The following is a 15,645-nucleotide window of genomic DNA, read 5'->3' on the forward strand; positions in this document are numbered from 1 at the left end:
GGGCCGCGGGGGCGCCCGCGGCCAGTACGGCCCCGAGGGCGAGCCCCAGGGGCCCGAGGGTCCACTTCCTTGCTGACATGACGCTCCGTCCGTTGCCTGCCGCCGCGTGCGGGTGGGCCCGTACAGGCTGGCGGCGTGCTCCGGCGAGCCGGACGGACCGACACTCCCCCGCTACGGCATTCCGGTACGACAATCACCCGACTGGGGTGTCGGGGTGAGGGGAACGGCGGGTGACGGAGGGTCAGCCGATCGCGGAGCCCGCGACCCAGGCGGGCCAGGACATGTTCCAGCCGCCCAGCCCGTTGTCCGGGGCGACCGTCTTGTCCTTCGAGTTCACGACCTCCACCACGTCGCCGACCAGGGTCCGGTCGAAGAACCAGCCGGCCGGGGTGTCCGAGCCGCCGCCCTTGTCGTCGCGCAGGCCGATGCAGCCGTGGCTGACGTTGGTGGAGCCGAAGGTGTCGGGGCTGGCCCAGTAGTTGCCGTGCAGGAAGGTCCCGGAGCGGGTCAGGCGCATGGCGTGCGGGACGTCGGGGATGTCGTACTCGCCGCCGAAGCCGACGGTCTGCCCGTTCATCCGGGTGACGTCGAAGAGCTCCATCACCACCATCTTGCCGTTGTAGGTCATGTTCTTCGGCGCCCCGGCGGTGATCGGCACGGTGGACAGCAGCTCGCCGTCGCGCCGGACCTCCATGGTGTGCTCGGCGGCGTCGACGGTGGAGATCTGGGAGCGGCCGACGGTGAAGCGCAGGGTCTTGTCCTGGATCCCGTAGGAGCCGGCGGCGCCCTCGACGTCCCGCAGGTTCAGCTTGACCGTGACCTCGGTGCCGGGCTTCCAGTACGTCTTGGGCCGGAAGTCGAGGCGCTCGTCGCCGAACCAGTGGCCCACCACCTCCACGGCCGGTTCGGAGGTGATCGTGATGGCCCGCTCCACGTCGGCGCGGCGTTCGATGGACCGGCTGAACCCGAAGGAGATGATCATGCCGGTGCCGACGGTCGAGCGGTTCTCGGGCTTGAAGTAGCCGATGAACCGCTCCTCGGGAACGTAGGTGGTGAAGGTGGTGTGCCGGGCCTGGCGGCGGTTGTGCCCGTCGAGCGCGACCGCGTCCACGGTGTACTTGGCCGCGAGCGCGAGCCGGCCCGACGCCGGGTCGGGGCTCCAGCTGAGCCCGTCGACGGCGATGGCGCCGGGCACCGTCTCCTGCTGGGCGTCCTCGACCTTGGTGACGACGACCCGCTCGAGCCGGCCCTCGGGCACGGTGATCCTCAGCGGGCCCTCGGCCGGCACCCCCTTGGCGTTGTCGTCGGGGGTGATCCTGATCGCCTCGTCCGGTGTCCGGGGTTTGCCGGGCAGCTGGATCTCGATCGGGGAGCCGCCGTTCTCGGTGCAGCCGGTCAGGCCTCCGAGGAGGCCCGCCCATACCGCCACGGCGGCGAAGCCCGCCCCTGCCCGCCTCGTCAGAAGAGTCACGTTCCTCCAACGACCGGGCCCCTCCGGGGGAAACGTGGGCGCGGGCCACGTTCCAGGCAGGACAGTCCGGGCAGAACAGTGGGAAGGACCAGACGGGGGCGGGCCGCGGCAGGGACGCCGGGGTCGCAGTTCCCCCACCCCCGCAGGTACCGAGAGCCGTGGAGGCGGGCAGTGTCGAGCGCAGCCGAGCAAGAGGCGGAGTCCCTGGCCGGGGTCGAGACCGGATCCGGGGCCGGGACCGAGCCCGGGGCCGGGGCCGGACCCGGGACCCGGGTCAGTGTCCAGGGCGGGACCGGGGCCGTGGCCGGCCACGGGACGGGGAACGGAAACGGAAACGGGAACGGGCCGGGAGCCGGCAACGGGAGCGGACATCCGGCCGGCCAGACCCTGGGGCTGATGGAACCGCAGGTCAGGGGCCACGCAGTGGTGAGCCGGGGGGTGCCCGGGCCGCCCGTGTGGCCCGGCTCCTCGCATCCTCTGGGGGCCCGGTTCCACCAGGGGCCGGACGGGACGGCCGGGACCAACTTCGCGCTGTGGGCCCAGGGCGCGGAGGCGGTGGAGGTCTGCCTGTTCGCGGAGGACGGGTCCGAGAGCCGGTGCACGCTGACGGAGCTGACGCACGAGATCTGGCACGGCTTCCTGCCGGGCGTCCGTCCCGGGCAGCGGTACGGATTCCGGGTGCACGGACGCTGGGATCCGTGGACGGGGGCCCGTCACAATCCGGCGAAGCTGCTCCTGGACCCGTACGCGCGGGCCGTGGACGGGGACTTCCTGCTGCCGCCGGAGGTGTACGGGCACGTCCGCGACTGGCCGCAGCAGTACATCGCGGACACCGTGCGCGACGACCGCGACTCGGCCCCGCACGTCCCGAAGGGGGTCGTGGTCCACGATGACGACGACTGGGCGGACGACGTCCGGCCGAAGACCCCGTGGGCGGATTCGGTCATCTACGAACTGCACGTGCGCGGCTTCACGATGCGCCATCCCGGCATCCCCGAGCACCTGCGCGGCACGTACGCGGGCCTCGCCCACCCGGCGGCGATCGAGCACCTGACCGGGCTCGGGGTGACGGCGGTGGAACTGCTGCCGGTCCATCAGTTCGCGCACGAGGACCACCTGCTGCGCCGGGGCCTGCGCAACTACTGGGGCTACAACTCGGTCGGCTACTTCGCCCCGCACGCCGCGTACTCCTCCAGCGGTACGGCCGGCCAGCAGGTCGGCGAGTTCAAGCGGATGGTCAAGGCGCTGCACGCCGCCGGGATCGAGGTCATCCTCGACGTGGTCTACAACCACACGGCGGAGGCCGGCGAGCTGGGCCCGACGCTGTCCCTGCGCGGGATCGACAACCGGGCGTACTACCGGCTCCAGTCGGACCAGCGCCGGTACGCGGACTACACGGGCTGCGGGAACACCCTGCACGCCGGGCGGCCGCACGTGCTGCGCCTGATCACCGACTCGCTGCGGTACTGGGTGACGGAGATGGGGGTGGACGGCTTCCGTTTCGACCTGGCGGCGGCGCTGGCCCGCTCGATGCACGACGTGGACATGCTCTCGCCGTTCCTCGCGGTGATCGCCCAGGACCCGGTGCTGCGACGGGTGAAGCTGATCGCCGAGCCGTGGGACGTGGGCTCGGGCGGGTACCAGGTGGGGGCGTTCCCGCCGCTGTGGACGGAGTGGAACGACCGGTACCGGGACGCCGTACGGGACTTCTGGCGCGGCGCGCTGCCGGACGTGCGGGACCTCGGGTACCGGCTGTCGGGGTCGAGCGACCTGTACGCGTGGGGCGGGCGGCGGCCGTACGCCTCGGTCAACTTCATCACCGCGCACGACGGTTTCACCCTGCGCGACCTGGTGTCGTACGAGTCCAAGCACAACGAGGAGAACGGCGAGGCGGGACGGGACGGGACGAACGACAACCGGTCCTGGAACTGCGGGGTGGAGGGCGAGCCGGAAGGGGGCACGGAGCCGCGGATCGCGGTGCTGCGCCGGCGGCAGCTGCGGAACCTCCTGACCACGCTGCTGCTGTCGACCGGGGTGCCGATGCTGGTGGCGGGCGACGAGTTCGGCCGGACGCAGGGCGGCAACAACAACGCGTACTGCCAGGACAACGAGACGAGCTGGGTGGACTGGTCGCTGCTGGAGGACCCGTCCTGGCAGGCGCTGCTGGCGCTGACCCGGCGGCTGCTGGCGCTGCGCCGGGCCCATCCGGTGCTGCGGCGCCGCGCGTTCTTCTCGGGGCGCTCGCAGGGGGCGGACGGGCTGCGGGACCTGGCCTGGTTCACCCCGGCGGGGGTGGAGATGACCGAGCGGGACTGGTACGCCCCGGCCGGGTCGGTGGGTCTGTACCTGTCGGGGCAGGACATCCCGGGCCGTGACGAGCGCGGGCGGCAGGTCACGGACGACAGCTTCCTGGCCCTGCTGCACGCCGGGGACCGGCCGGTGACGTGGGTGCTGCCGGGGGCTCCGTGGGGCCGGGCGTACGAACTGGTCCTGGACACCTCCCGGGAGGACCAGGCGGCGGCGCCCGCCACCGTGCACCGCGGCGGCGAGAGCGTGACCGTCCCGGCCCGCGCGGTGCTGCTGCTGAAGGTGGTGGGCGGGCCGGCCCAGGAGGGGGGCTCCGGCTGTCCGTAGGCGGGGTCGCCCGCATCCGGGGTCGTCCGCAGCCAGGGTCGTCCGCATCCGGCGGACCCGGAGCGGGAGCCCTCGGACGTCCTGCGATGATGTGCCCTTCGTACGGATCGTACGCACGCACGCACATGCGGATGTTCGAAGGGTTGTGCAGATGTCGAGTGTCGGGACCGCGCTGCGGGAGCTGCGCGGGGCGCAGAAGTCGGCGAAGGGGGTGTCGCTGTACTCCCGGTACGTCAACCGGCCCGTCGGCCGGTACCTGGCCGCCGGGTCGTACGCGCTCGGACTCACCCCGAACCAGGTGACGCTGATCAGCGCCGCCCTGAGTTTCGCGGGTGCGGCCGTCGTCGCCCTGGTCTCGCCCTCGTGGGGTCTGGGCGCCCTGGTGTGGGCCCTGCTCGCCGTCGGCTTCGCCTTCGACTCCGCCGACGGGCAGCTCGCCCGGCTGCGCGGGGGCGGCAGCGCGGCGGGCGAGTGGCTGGACCACGTCGTGGACTGCGCGAAGCTCACCTCGCTGCACACCTGCGTACTGATCGCCTTCTACCGCTTCCCCGAGGCCTACGGGGTCGGCGGCGGCGCGGACGGCGGCGGCGCCTCGGCCGGCTGGCTGCTGGTGCCCCTGGGCTTCCAGCTCGCCGCGGTCGTGACCTTCTTCGGAGGGCTCCTGACGGAGAAGCTCAAGCCGAAGCCGGCGCCGGGGAGCGCGGCCGCCGCGCCGTCGACCCTGCGCGCGGTGGCACTGCTGCCCGTGGACTACGGGGTGTTCTGCCTGGTCTTCCTGTTCCTCGGCGGCAGCGGGCTGTTCCGCTGGGTGTACGCCGGGGCGGGCGTGGTGGCCGCGCTGTTCCTGGTGGCGTTCCTCGCGAAGTGGTTCCGGGAGCTCAGCGCCGTACCCAGATGACCGGGACCGGCGCCCGCCGCCGCGCTCCGCTCAGCCCCGCTGTTCCGTGGCGAGCGGCTCGGACAGCACGTCCAGGGCCCGGCGCAGCTGGGTGCTGGAGGTGTGGACCGTGTACGGGAAGTAGACGACCTCGACCCCGTGCACGGCGAAGTCCCGTTCCAGCTGCTCTCCCTTGGGAGTGCCGCGCCAGTCGTCGCCCTTGAATATGACGTCGAAACGGACTTGCTTCCACGTTTCGACCTTGTCCGGGACGGTCTCGACAAAAGCGGCATCCACGTACTGGACGCTGCGGACGATCTCCAGGCGCTCGACGAGCGGTATCACCGGGCGGCGCCCCTTGGCGAGTTCCGCCATTTCATCGGACACGACCCCAGCCACCAGGTAGTCGCACTGACTCCGTGCGTGCCGAAGGATGTTGAGGTGTCCGATGTGAAAGAGGTCGTAGGCACCGGGCGCGTAGCCGATGCGGTGAGGCCTACGTCCTGGATCGGTAAATTCGGACATGTCCTGCTCCGTCACGTGTCATCCCCCAGAAGCCGCCCACCCCCCGGTGTGGCGGATTAGCAGACAATAGCGTGCACGTTCCCCCTGATGCCGGTGAACGAATAGGGTGACGTGCGCATCATCCAGGTGAGAGGGGGACGTCGAGTGTCGAAATCCGGTCAGCGACGCCTACTGCTGGTTTCCACTAATTACGCCCCCGAGCACACGGGCATCGGCCCGTACGCCACCCAGATCGCGGAGCACTGGGCGGGTCTCGGTCACGACACCCACGTCCTGGCGGGCATGCCCCACTACCCGGCCTGGTCGGTCGAGCCGGAGTACAAGGGGGCGCTACGGCGCACGGAACAGCGCGCGGGCGTGACCGTGCACCGGCGTGCGCACACCGTGCCTCCGCGTCAGACCGCCCTTCGCCGCGCCCTCTTTGAAGGATCGATTCTGCTGCACGGCTCCGTGGCCCCGCCCCGGATGCCGAAGCCGGACGCGGTCCTCGCCCAGATGCCGAGCCTGGCCGGCGGCCTGCTGGCCGCACGCCTCGCGGCGCGCTGGAAGGTGCCCTTCGTCCCGGTGGTCCAGGACCTGATGGGCGCCGCCGCCGCGCAGAGCGGGATCAGCGGCGGGGACAAGGCCGCCGCCTTCGCCGGGCGGGCCGAGGCCCACGCCCTGAAGCGGGCCTCCCTCGTCGGCGTGATCCACGAGACCTTCGTCGACCGGGTCGTCGCCATGGGCGTGGACCCCAAGCGGATCCGGCTCGTCCCCAACTGGTCCCATGTGGCGTTGCCCACGAAGCCGCGCGGGCGGACCCGCAGCCACCTCGGGTGGGCTCCCGGGCAGACCGTCGTCCTGCACTCCGGGAACATGGGGCTCAAGCAGGGGCTCGAGGTCCTCGTCGGCGCCGCCCGGCTGGACCCGAGCGTCCGTTTCGTCCTGATGGGTGACGGCAGCCAGCGCTCCGCGCTCGCCGACCTGGCGGCAGACGTTCCCAACCTCGACATCATCCCCCCTGCCGCGGACGGAGAGTTCCCCGATATCCTCGCCGCGGCGGACGTGCTCGCGGTCACGCAGCACGCCGCCGTGATGGACATGAGCGTGCCGTCCAAGCTGACCTCGTACTTCCAGGCCGGCCGTCCCGTCGTCGCCTCCGTGGCCGCACTGGGCGGGACCGCCCAGGAGGTGGAACGCTCGGGCGCCGGGGTGCTCGTACCGCCGGAGAACCCGGAGGCCCTGCTGAAGGCCGTACGGGCCCTGGCCGAGGACCCCGCGGGCGCGGACGCACTGGGGGCGGCCGGGCCGCGCCACGTGGCGGCGCACCTGAGCCGTGAGGCGGGCCTGGCCCGCATCGACGCACTGATGGACGAAGCACTTGGGGGTCCCCGGACGTGATCGAGACCAACCGCCCGGCAGCGGCTCCGGCCGAGGACGAACCGGACCTCCTCCGGGATCAGTTCAAGCAGCTCCTGCGCTACCGCCGGCTCCTCGCCGCGGGCGTGGGCATCGGCCTGCTCGGCGGGGTCTACCTCGGCGTCTCCACGGCGGACACCTACGTGGCCACCGCCGACATCGTGCTGCGCGCGCCCACCGACGACCCCTTCAACCCGAGCCTCGCCCCCGACAAGGCGATCAACATCGGCTCGGAGCGCCAGGTCGCGCTCTCCAGCTCCATAGCCAACGAGGCAGCGAAGAAGCTCGGGGTCGCCGCCGACGACTTCTCGGCGCTGCGCGCCGGTCTGCAGGTGACCAACCCCCCGCAGACGATGGTGCTGCGCTTCACGTACACGGCCGCCTCCCCCTCGGAGGCCGCCAAGCGCGCCAACGCGATGTCCGAGGCCTACCTGCTCAAGCGACAGGAGGCCCTCGACGTCACGCGCGACAAGATGGTCAAGGGCTACCAGGACCAGCGCGACCCGGTGGCCAAGCAGCTCGAGGAGCTGACCAAACAGACCACCGGCATGGCGGCCGGTCCGGCGCGGGACGCCGCGTACGCCGCCAAGACCGACCAGCAGAGCAAGATCAACACGCTCAACGGCAACATCGCCAAGCTCAAGGCCCTGGACATGACCCCGGGACGGGTCACCAGCACCGCCGTCCCGCCGCACGGGGCCGACGGCCCCGGCATCGCCATGTCGCTCGCGCTCGGCGCCGCCGTGGGCCTCGCCCTCGGCCTGCTCGCCGCCTGGGTGCGCCTCGTCTTCGACCCGGCTCCGCGCTCCGAGGGCGACGTCGCCCGCGCCCTGCGCGCTCCCGTCCTGGGCTCCCTGCCGCGGGGCAAGGCCGACGGCGGACCGCTGCTCGCGGCGGGCGAGGAGGACCCCCGGCTGGCCGAGGAGTTCCGCTCGGTGGCCTTCCGGCTCGCCTACGACGCCCGCTTCGCGGACCGGCGCCGCCTCCTGGTGGTCGCCCCGCGGGGCAGCAGCGAGATCGCCGCCGCCGTGGCGGTGAACCTGGCCGCCTCCTTCTCGGAGACCGGCAAGGACGTGCTCCTCATCGAGGCCGACCTGCGCACCCCGGTCCTGGCCAGCCAACTGCCCACGGACGCCTCCGGCCGGCCCAACTGGAGCAAGGCCAAGGGGGGCGCCGACGCGGAAACCGAGTGGCCCGACGGCCGCCAGCTCCTCGTGGACGCCGGGGAGTCGGGCAGCTTCGACCTGATCCCGGGCGAGCGGGTGCGCAACGTGCCCCGCGCGCTGACCTCGCAGCGGGCCACCCGGCTGATCTCCGAGGCCGACTCCCCCAACTCCACCGTCGTGGTGCTCGCCCCGCCCGTGCTCTCGTACGCCGACGCCCTCGCGCTCGTCGACCGCGTCGACGGCGTGCTGGTGGTCTGCAACCCCGGCGCGGTGCGCCGCACCGACCTCTCCCGCATCCGCGAGCTGATCAGCGGGGCCGGCGGCACGGTGCTGGGCGCCGTACTGCACGCGCCGCTGCCGGGCGAGAAGAAGCGCGGCCTCGGCAGGACCCTCAAGGGCGGCGGCCCCGCCGCCGAGGGGCCCCGGCCGACGCCGCCCTCCCCGCCCCGGCCGCGGCCGGGCGAGCCGCAGCCGATCCCGTACGAGGTGGCCGCCGCCGACGCCTCGCGGCACATCCCGGGCGACGGCACCGACACGGTCGCCCTGCGTACGGTCCGCACGGGCCGGCGGTGAGCCGGCGCGGCCTCGCGGCGGTCGCCTCGGTACTGGACCAGGCCGCGTCCAGCGCCACGAACATCCTCGTCCTGGTGCTCGCCGCCCGGCTCTCCTCGGCGGCCGGCTTCGCCGACTTCTCGATGGTCTACGTGACCTTCACCGTGCTGCTCGGCCTGAACATGGCCTACGTCGGCCAGACCCTGGTGCTGGAGAAGGATCAGGACGCACTGGCCGCGGCCTGCCGCTCGGGCCTCGCCTTCACCGGGGCCGTCTCGGCGGCGGTGGGAGCCGTACTGGCCCTCCTGGGCCTGCTGCTGCCCGGGGCCACCGGCCGGGCGTTCCTCGCGCTGGGACTCGTACTGCCCCTGGTGCTGCTGCAGGACGGGCTGCGCTACTGCTTCTCGGCCCTGCGGGTGCCCGGGCGGGCGCTGGCCGCCGACGCGCTGCGCCTCGCCTGCGTGGTGAGCGCGCTGCTCCTCCAGCCCGAGGGGGCGTCGGCGGGGCGGCTGGTGCTCGTGTGGGGGCTCTCCGCGCTGCCCGCGCTCGCGCTCGGCCTGTGGCTGCTGCGGCCCTCGGTGCGGGGCGCAGCAGCCGACCTGCGGCCGTACCTGCGGCGCGGGTACCTGGGGCAGCGCTTCGTGGTGGAGTTCGCCGTGGGCAACGGCTCCAGCCAGCTCGCCGTCCTGGGGCTCGGCGTCTTCGCGAGCCCGCTGGCCGTCGGCGCGCTGCGCGGCGCCACCACCCTCTTCGGGCCGCTGAACGTGCTGTTCAACTCCGCGAACTCCTTCGGCCCGCCGGTCGTCGGCCGGGCCTCCGGGAAGCGGGGCGTGGTCCGGCTGACCGCCCTGATGGGCGGCGCGCTCGCGGTGACCGGCGCCGCGTGGGGGGCCGTGCTGTACGCGCTGCCCGAGCGCGTCGGCCGCGAACTGCTCGGCGACACCTGGCAGGCGGCGGCCGCGCTGCTGCCCGCGACGGGCGCGCAGTACGCCGTCATGGGGCTCGGCACCTGTGCGCTGCTGACCCTGCGCGTGCTGAACCCGAAGGCCACCCTCTCGCTCCAGGTGGTCTTCTCGCTGCTGTCGGTCGGGCTGCTGCTCGGCGGGTACGCCGTCTGGGGCGTGGCCGGGGCCGCCTGGGGGCTGGCCCTCGGCTCCGCCGCGAAGGCCGCGGCGGGCTGGCTGCGCGTGGCCCGGCTGCCGGCCCCGGCACCGGACCCCGAACCGGCCGCCGCCGGCCCCGCGGACCAGGTCCGGGCGGCCTGAGGCGCGGGCCCGGGCGGCCTGAAGCCCGGTTCCGGGCTGCTGCCCGGGCGCCGGATCGGGCGGGGGCGCCGCCGCCGGGTCAGACCGGCAGGTCGCCGAAGCCCGCTTCGATCAGGTCGAACAGGTCCCGCATGGCCTGGCGCTGGTCCTCCTGGCCGCGGATCAGGCTCGCGGTGTCCATCACGAAGCGCGCCAGCGCGGCGGACCGGAGGTCGCCTTCGGGGGCGCCCGCCGCTTCCGCGACGGCGGCGGCGAGCGCGAACTCGTGGCGCCGCCACATCCGGTCCCAGTACTCCGCCAGTTCCGGCGTCTCCCGGACCAGGGTGAGGTGCGCGATCACCGCAGGGTCGTCGATCCGCCGGCTCGCCCGGGTCTCCACGAAGTGCTCGCGCAGGGAGTGCAGGACGGACTGCCCGGGCGCGCGGTCCCGTACCGCCGAGACGAGCGCGGCCTCGACATCCTCGTCCTCGTCGAAGACCAGCGCTTCCTTGCTCGGGAAGTGCTTGAACAGCGTGGTCACCGAGACGTCGGCCTCCTCCGCCACGTCACGGACGCCGACCTTGTCGTACCCGCGCTCGAGGAACAGCCGCAGCGCGGCATCGGCCAGGGCCTTGCGGGTCTGGGCCTTCTTGCGCTCGCGGCGCCCCACTGGCTCGGTCATGACACCACCGTACCGGCGTGGCGTAGCCGGTGCACAAGTGGAGCCGCTGTGCTTGTGCAGCAGTTGCGCACCCTGCCGTCAGCGCAGCGAGGTGGCCCGGTCCTGCCGGTACGTGGCCACGAGCGCGAGGCACATCCCCGCGATGGCGATCCGGCCCGAGGCCTGGAGCAGGGGCCCGCGCAGCAGGATGAAGGAGTACCCCGCCACCAGCGGGACCACCGTGGAGATCAGGCTGCCGGGCGGCGAGCTGCGCCGGGCGCGCTTCGCGTACCGCCGGTCGACGCGTGCGGAGGCGTAACCCATCCCCAGCAGCCCCGCACCCATGCCCAGCGGCCCGAAGTCGATCCACAGCTCGGCCCAGATCGGGGAGGAGAGGTTGGTGTTGACCGTGCCCATCCACTGGCCGACCATCACGCCGGTGTCGCGCGGCTTGCTCGACCACACCGAGCGCGGCACCGCGAAGAAGACGGATCCCGCGAGCTGGCGCCCGTAGGAATGGCCGGGACCGGACTCCGAGAAGGTGATGGTGTTCGCGAACATGCCGATCTGGTCGTAGTCCTTGAGCGCCATCGGCTCCAGGAACGAGGTCGTCTCGACCGGCTTGTAGTTCTTCTCGTCGTAGCGGAAGCGGTCCGCGAACGGGAAGACGAGCAGCGCGATCACCACGGCCATGGACAGCGCCACCCGGTACATCGCGGCGCTCACCGGGAAGACGGTGAAGAGCAGCGCGAACATGACGGTGAGGAACCAGTAGCGCGGGTTGGAGATCGGGTTGTTGACGATCAGGTTGAGGACCGCGAGCGCCGACCAGGTGACGATGATCGACACCTTGCGGCGGGCGAACTTCGAGGTGATCAGCCAGCGCGTGTACAGCAGCAGCGCGAGCAGTGCGGGGACCGTGCCGAAGCCGCGCAGCAGCGCCTGGCCCGCCTGGCCGTCCTGGGAGACGCCCGCTTCCTCGATGCCGGCGATGATCTCCTGGCGGCTGGAGAAGAACACCGCCGGGCCGCCGAGCTTCACGATCAGGGCCGCGCTGCCCAGGAACGCCACGGCGGTGAGCAGGTGGAGGCGCCGCCGGTGCGCCATGACCGGGCGCGGCTCCTTCAGCGAACCGCCCACCCGGCCGGCCGGCCGGTGGCGGGCCAGCAGGACGCCCACGTCGAAGGCGGCGCAGCCGAGCAGGACGAGGGCGATGGCGGCGGTGAGGTCGGAGCGCGGGCCGACGACGGGGGTCGGGACCTGGCCGAGGACGGCCTGGGCGAGGGGGGCCACGCCCATGGCCATGTAGACGAAGAGCCAGAAGGAGCCCTGGAGCAGCTTGCGGCGGCTGGTCAGGATCATCGCCGAGAGCCGGGCGCCCGCGTACATGGTGAGCAGCAGCTGGAGCCAGAAGGCGGCGTCGTGCTGGCCCCTCCCGGGCTGGACGGCGACGAACAGCGGCAGGAAGACGGTGAATCCGAGGGCCAGCGGGACGGAGAGCGCCCGGGAGAGCAGGGTCCGCGGAGTGGTGACCCTGCCCCAGCTCTTCTCGTCGCCGGGCTGCGGCGGCGCCGGCCTGGCGGCGGTCTCACGTATGTCGGTCGCCACGCCTGCCCCCACCCCCTGTGCCCTGTCCGGCCGCAGTCTAGTCTGGGCCGTCGGCGCCCGGGGAGGCGCCTTCGAAGGCGCCGTCGGGGGCCGGAGTACGAGGGGTGCCTGTGCGTGATCTTCCTGCCTTCACGCTGGCCGGATACGACAAGGGGCGCGGGCGGCTGACGCAGGCGCTCTGGTTCGCCGTGATGAACACGCTCTTCATGAGCTGGCTGTGCCCGGCCCGGCTGCGGGTCGCGCTGCTGCGCGCCTTCGGGGCGCGGATCGGCGAAGGGGTGCTGATCCGCCACAAGGTGCGGGTGCTGTGGCCCTGGAAGCTGACCGTGGGCGACCACGCGTGGATAGGCGAGGGCGCCTGGGTGCTGAACCTGGAGCCGGTGACGATCGGCGCGCACGCCTGCGTCTCGCAGGAGGCGCTGCTGTGCACCGGCTCGCACGACCACCGGGCCGCCGACTTCCGCTACCGCAATGCCCCGATCACCGTCGAGGACGGCGCGTGGGTGGCCGTACGGGCCACCGTGCTGGCCGGTGTGACCATCGGCCGGTGCGCGGTGGCGGGCGCGGGGTCCGTGGTCCACAAGGACCTCCCCGCACTGACCCTGCAGACCCAGGACGGGCGCCGCCGCCCGGTCGAAGAGCCGAAGTGAGCGCCGCTTTGAGAGTCCTGCACGCCGTCACCCTGCACTCCCCCACGCACGCCTTCGGCGGGCCGGTGCGGGTCGCGCTGAACCTGGCCAAGGGGCTGCGGGCCCGCGGGCACGAGGCGCAGCTGCTGGCGCTGGGCGAGGGGTTCCCGGATCCCTGGCCGACCTCGGTGGAAGGTGTCCCGGCAAAGCTCTTCCCCGCCCGGCGCCTGCTCCCCCTCGGCTTCAGCGGGATGACCTCGCCGGCCCTGCTCGCCTCCGCGGGCCGCCTGGTACGGGGCGCGGACCTGGTCCACGTCCACCTGGCGCGGGACCTGGTCACCCTGCCCGTCGCCCTGGCGGCACTGCGGGCCGGCAAGCCGCTGGTCCTGCAGACCCACGGCATGGTCGACCCGAGCGGGAAGCTGCTGGCCAAGGTGCTGGACGCGCTGGCGGTGCGCCGCCTGCTGCGCGGCGCCGACGCGCTGCTGTACCTGACCCCGCACGAGCGGGAGGGCCTCGACGCGGTGGTGGGGGCGCCGCTCCCGAACACCGTCCGCCTCGTCAACGGCACCCCGGCCCAGGAGGAGCGCCCCGCCCTGTCCGGGCCGCCGCGGATCCTCTACTCGGCCCGCCTGCAGGCCCGCAAGCGCCCGGTGGACTTCGTGGACGCCGCCCCGGCCGTCCTGGCGGCGCATCCGGACGCGGAGTTCGTGGTGGCCGGCCCGGACGAGGGCGAACTCGCGGCGGTCCGCGCCCGGATCACCGCGTTGGGCCTCTCCTCCCGCTTCACGGTCCCGGGCGCCCTGTCCGGGGCGGAGGTCCTGACGGAGCTGCGCCGCGCCCACGTCTACGTACTGCCCTCGGTGGACGAACCGTTCCCGATGTCGGTCCTGGAAGCCCTGTCGGTGGGTGTCCCGTCGGTGGTCACCCACTCCAACGGCCTGGCCCGCGACATCGCCCGCGCGGGCGCGGGCCGCGCGGTCGAACCGGGCCCGGCGGGCGTCGCGGAAGCGGTCCTGTCCCTCCTGGACCCGGCCGGGAACGCCACCTCCTCGAAGGCCGCGCGCGAGCTGGCGGCGTCCGCCTTCTCGATGGACGCGGTCCTGGACACGCTGCTGCCGGTGTACGAGGGCATCTCCCGCTGAGGGGGCGGAGCCGCCGTCATGCCTCGCGGGGCCGAGCGCCGGCTGCGAGGTTCTGCGCCTCCGCGATGACCTCGGCGTCGATCTCCTCCATGGTCCTGTCGCCGAACTGGAGGATTTCGTACTCGTAGTCGAGCTCGGCGAGCCGCCGGGTCAGGAGCGGCTCGCGGCCGTAGCAGCGGTGGACCCGTGCCGCGAACTCCGACGGCGTGAACTCGCCGGCGAGCACGCGGCGCGCGAACGCCGGTACAGCCGCTTCACGTCCGGCCGCGCTGTCGAACGGGTAGAAGACGAGACCGAGCTCGTGGAGGGCCGCGGGGAGCAGGTCGTGGACGTCGTAGGACGCCTCGGCTTGCGTGCAGGCTGCGAGGACCCGGAGGCCGGGGGTGTCGAGTCCGGCGACCAGTGCATCGCAGGCGACGTCGACGACGTCGCTCCCGGTGACTTCTCCGACGCTCCAGATGGCGACGTGGTCCTGTAGGGAGATCTCTGCTGCTTCGGTCGGCGTCATCGGTCCATGGTGCCTCCGGGCAGCCGCCCGGAGCGACTCGGTTTCGCCGTAGGTGCTGTTCAGCGGCCTGTGCCGGGCTGCGCCCGGGTCACAGTCCGCGGTGGGTTTCGTCGACCACCGGAAGGGCGCCGACGCGACGGCGCCGAAGGACGCTCGCGTAGACCGCGAGGCCGATGATGCCCGCGACCATCATGATGACCCCGACCAGGTCGAGGTTCACGCTCTGCAGCTGCCAGTCACTCGCGAAGGTGAGGATGGCCCCCACCACGATCAGGCCTATGCAACCGCTGATGCCCCTCATCTGATTCGCCTCCAGCATCGGGACGGGGTGCGGCCCCCGCCGTGTGGAGGCTCGAATGCCCCCGATGCGGGAACGGAAACGCCCCCTCGTCGCCCGGGTGTCCGGGAGGCGAGGGGGCGTTGGCGGTCGTGCGGGCTACGCGGGGATCCAGGCGTAGCAGCCGTTCGAGACGAACTGGGCCGTGCCCGCCGGGATCTTGGCGGTGATCTTGTCGCCCTGCTTCAGGGGCGCCGCCGGGCCCGAGGCCAGGGGGGCGCCGTCCTTGGACTTGGCTTCCCAGGAGCACGTCGTGCTCTGGGTCAGCGCGCGGTAGGTGCCCGCCGCCGGGGACGCCTTCGTGCCGTCCGGGAAGCCCTTCGCCGCCGCGGCCAGGAGCGGCTTCTGCTCCGGGCAGAGGAAGGTGATCGCGTCCTTCGCGCCCGGGATCTCCCCGGCCACGAGGGCGCCGACCGCCGCGTCCTTGTCGCGCTTCGCCGTGCGCTCCACCCGCTGGCAGGCCTCCTGGCCGCCCTGCAGGACGGCCGCCGGGTCCATCTTCTCCGGGACCCTGCCGCTCAGGTACTGCTTCTCCGGCGCGGTGAAGCTGCCCGTCTTCGGGACGAGCTTCGTGTCCGGCAGGACGGGACCCGTCGGCTTCGCGTCCGGCGAGGGCGGCGCCGCCGGGGTGCCCGTGGCATCCGCCGGGTCGGGGGCCGACGAGGCGGCCGGCGGCTTGGGCGAGGCGGCCGAGGCTTCGGCCTTGCCGTCGCCGCCCGAACTGCAGGCCGTCAGCGTCAGGGCGGCGGCCAGCAGGACAGCAGCCGCTGCGGAGCGTCGGTACATCAGGTGGCTCCCGTACGTATGAGATGGGTGTGCGGGGCCCGGGCGTCCGGAAAGCCGGGACCCACCCCCCCTCCCACGGGCCCCTTCCTGCACAAGGGACGGGC

14 protein-coding genes are annotated in these 15,645 nt (G+C 73.1%); 7 read left to right on the plus strand and 7 right to left on the minus strand.

Annotation, left to right across the window (positions count from 1 at the left end; all coding sequences use genetic code 11):
• Window positions 1-241 precede the first annotated feature (241 nt).
• A complete protein-coding gene (locus ACFWBW_RS06740; RefSeq protein WP_385369345.1) occupies window positions 242-1,462 on the minus strand; it encodes an Ig-like domain-containing protein in 1,221 nt (406 codons plus the stop codon).
• A gap of 405 nt (window positions 1,463-1,867) precedes the next feature.
• Between ACFWBW_RS06740 and glgX the strand changes: the two genes are divergently transcribed.
• Both glgX and ACFWBW_RS06750 read left to right on the plus strand, forming a co-directional pair.
• On the plus strand, window positions 1,868-4,105 hold the full coding sequence (gene glgX / locus ACFWBW_RS06745; protein ID WP_385369066.1) for a glycogen debranching protein GlgX: 2,238 nt from the start codon (window positions 1,868-1,870) through the stop codon (window positions 4,103-4,105).
• A 151-nt stretch (window positions 4,106-4,256) separates the two neighbouring features.
• Complete coding sequence (locus ACFWBW_RS06750) at window positions 4,257-5,003, plus strand: CDP-alcohol phosphatidyltransferase family protein (protein ID WP_385369067.1); 747 nt, start codon at window positions 4,257-4,259, stop codon at window positions 5,001-5,003.
• Between the two features lie 30 nt (window positions 5,004-5,033).
• On the opposite strand, the gene ACFWBW_RS06755 is transcribed toward ACFWBW_RS06750, so the two are convergent.
• A complete protein-coding gene (locus ACFWBW_RS06755; RefSeq protein ID WP_385369069.1) occupies window positions 5,034-5,507 on the minus strand; it encodes an adenylyltransferase/cytidyltransferase family protein in 474 nt (157 codons plus the stop codon).
• A gap of 174 nt (window positions 5,508-5,681) precedes the next feature.
• On the opposite strand from ACFWBW_RS06755, the gene ACFWBW_RS06760 reads away from it, so the two are divergent.
• The 3 genes from ACFWBW_RS06760 to ACFWBW_RS06770 are packed head-to-tail and all read left to right on the plus strand — an operon-like array spanning window position 5,682 to window position 9,888.
• Window positions 5,682-6,887, plus strand: a complete 1,206-nt coding sequence (locus tag ACFWBW_RS06760; RefSeq protein ID WP_385369347.1) for a glycosyltransferase — start codon at window positions 5,682-5,684, stop codon at window positions 6,885-6,887.
• Window positions 6,884-8,644 carry a lipopolysaccharide biosynthesis protein gene (locus ACFWBW_RS06765; protein WP_385369071.1) on the plus strand — a complete coding sequence of 587 codons (1,761 nt, stop codon included), beginning with the start codon at window positions 6,884-6,886 and terminating at the stop codon, window positions 8,642-8,644. The genes ACFWBW_RS06760 and ACFWBW_RS06765 overlap by 4 nt, the downstream gene beginning before the upstream one ends.
• Window positions 8,641-9,888 (plus strand): hypothetical protein, encoded by a 1,248-nt coding sequence (locus tag ACFWBW_RS06770; RefSeq protein WP_385369073.1) that lies wholly within the window; start codon window positions 8,641-8,643, stop codon window positions 9,886-9,888. Before ACFWBW_RS06765 ends, ACFWBW_RS06770 begins: the two co-directional genes overlap by 4 nt.
• 79 nt (window positions 9,889-9,967) lie before the next feature.
• On the opposite strand, the gene ACFWBW_RS06775 is transcribed toward ACFWBW_RS06770, so the two are convergent.
• Both ACFWBW_RS06775 and ACFWBW_RS06780 read right to left on the minus strand, forming a co-directional pair.
• A complete protein-coding gene (locus ACFWBW_RS06775) occupies window positions 9,968-10,549 on the minus strand; it encodes a TetR/AcrR family transcriptional regulator (protein WP_385369075.1) in 582 nt (193 codons plus the stop codon).
• Between the two features lie 78 nt (window positions 10,550-10,627).
• Window positions 10,628-12,136, minus strand: coding sequence for a hypothetical protein (locus ACFWBW_RS06780; RefSeq protein WP_385369077.1), 1,509 nt, complete (start codon window positions 12,134-12,136; stop codon window positions 10,628-10,630).
• A gap of 110 nt (window positions 12,137-12,246) precedes the next feature.
• Between ACFWBW_RS06780 and ACFWBW_RS06785 the strand changes: the two genes are divergently transcribed.
• The gene (locus ACFWBW_RS06785; protein WP_385369079.1) at window positions 12,247-12,786 is read left to right on the plus strand and encodes a WcaF family extracellular polysaccharide biosynthesis acetyltransferase; all 540 of its coding nucleotides are present in this window, start codon (window positions 12,247-12,249) and stop codon (window positions 12,784-12,786) included.
• An 8-nt stretch (window positions 12,787-12,794) separates the two neighbouring features.
• Window positions 12,795-13,910 (plus strand): glycosyltransferase, encoded by a 1,116-nt coding sequence (locus tag ACFWBW_RS06790; protein WP_385369349.1) that lies wholly within the window; start codon window positions 12,795-12,797, stop codon window positions 13,908-13,910.
• A gap of 16 nt (window positions 13,911-13,926) precedes the next feature.
• Here the strand turns inward: ACFWBW_RS06790 and ACFWBW_RS06795 are convergent, their stop codons facing one another.
• The 3 genes from ACFWBW_RS06795 to ACFWBW_RS06805 all read right to left on the minus strand — a co-directional run bounded on the left by ACFWBW_RS06795 (window position 13,927) and on the right by ACFWBW_RS06805 (window position 15,541).
• Window positions 13,927-14,418: a hypothetical protein gene (locus ACFWBW_RS06795; RefSeq protein WP_385369081.1), complete on the minus strand. Its 492-nt coding sequence runs from the start codon at window positions 14,416-14,418 to the stop codon at window positions 13,927-13,929.
• An 88-nt stretch (window positions 14,419-14,506) separates the two neighbouring features.
• Window positions 14,507-14,719, minus strand: coding sequence for a hypothetical protein (locus ACFWBW_RS06800; RefSeq protein ID WP_385369083.1), 213 nt, complete (start codon window positions 14,717-14,719; stop codon window positions 14,507-14,509).
• 135 nt (window positions 14,720-14,854) lie between these two features.
• Window positions 14,855-15,541, minus strand: coding sequence for a hypothetical protein (locus tag ACFWBW_RS06805; protein ID WP_385369084.1), 687 nt, complete (start codon window positions 15,539-15,541; stop codon window positions 14,855-14,857).
• Window positions 15,542-15,645 lie beyond the last annotated feature (104 nt).

This window comes from Streptomyces sp. NPDC059957, from assembly GCF_042730015.1.
In the GTDB taxonomy this organism is placed as follows: Bacteria; Actinomycetota; Actinomycetes; order Streptomycetales; family Streptomycetaceae; genus Streptomyces.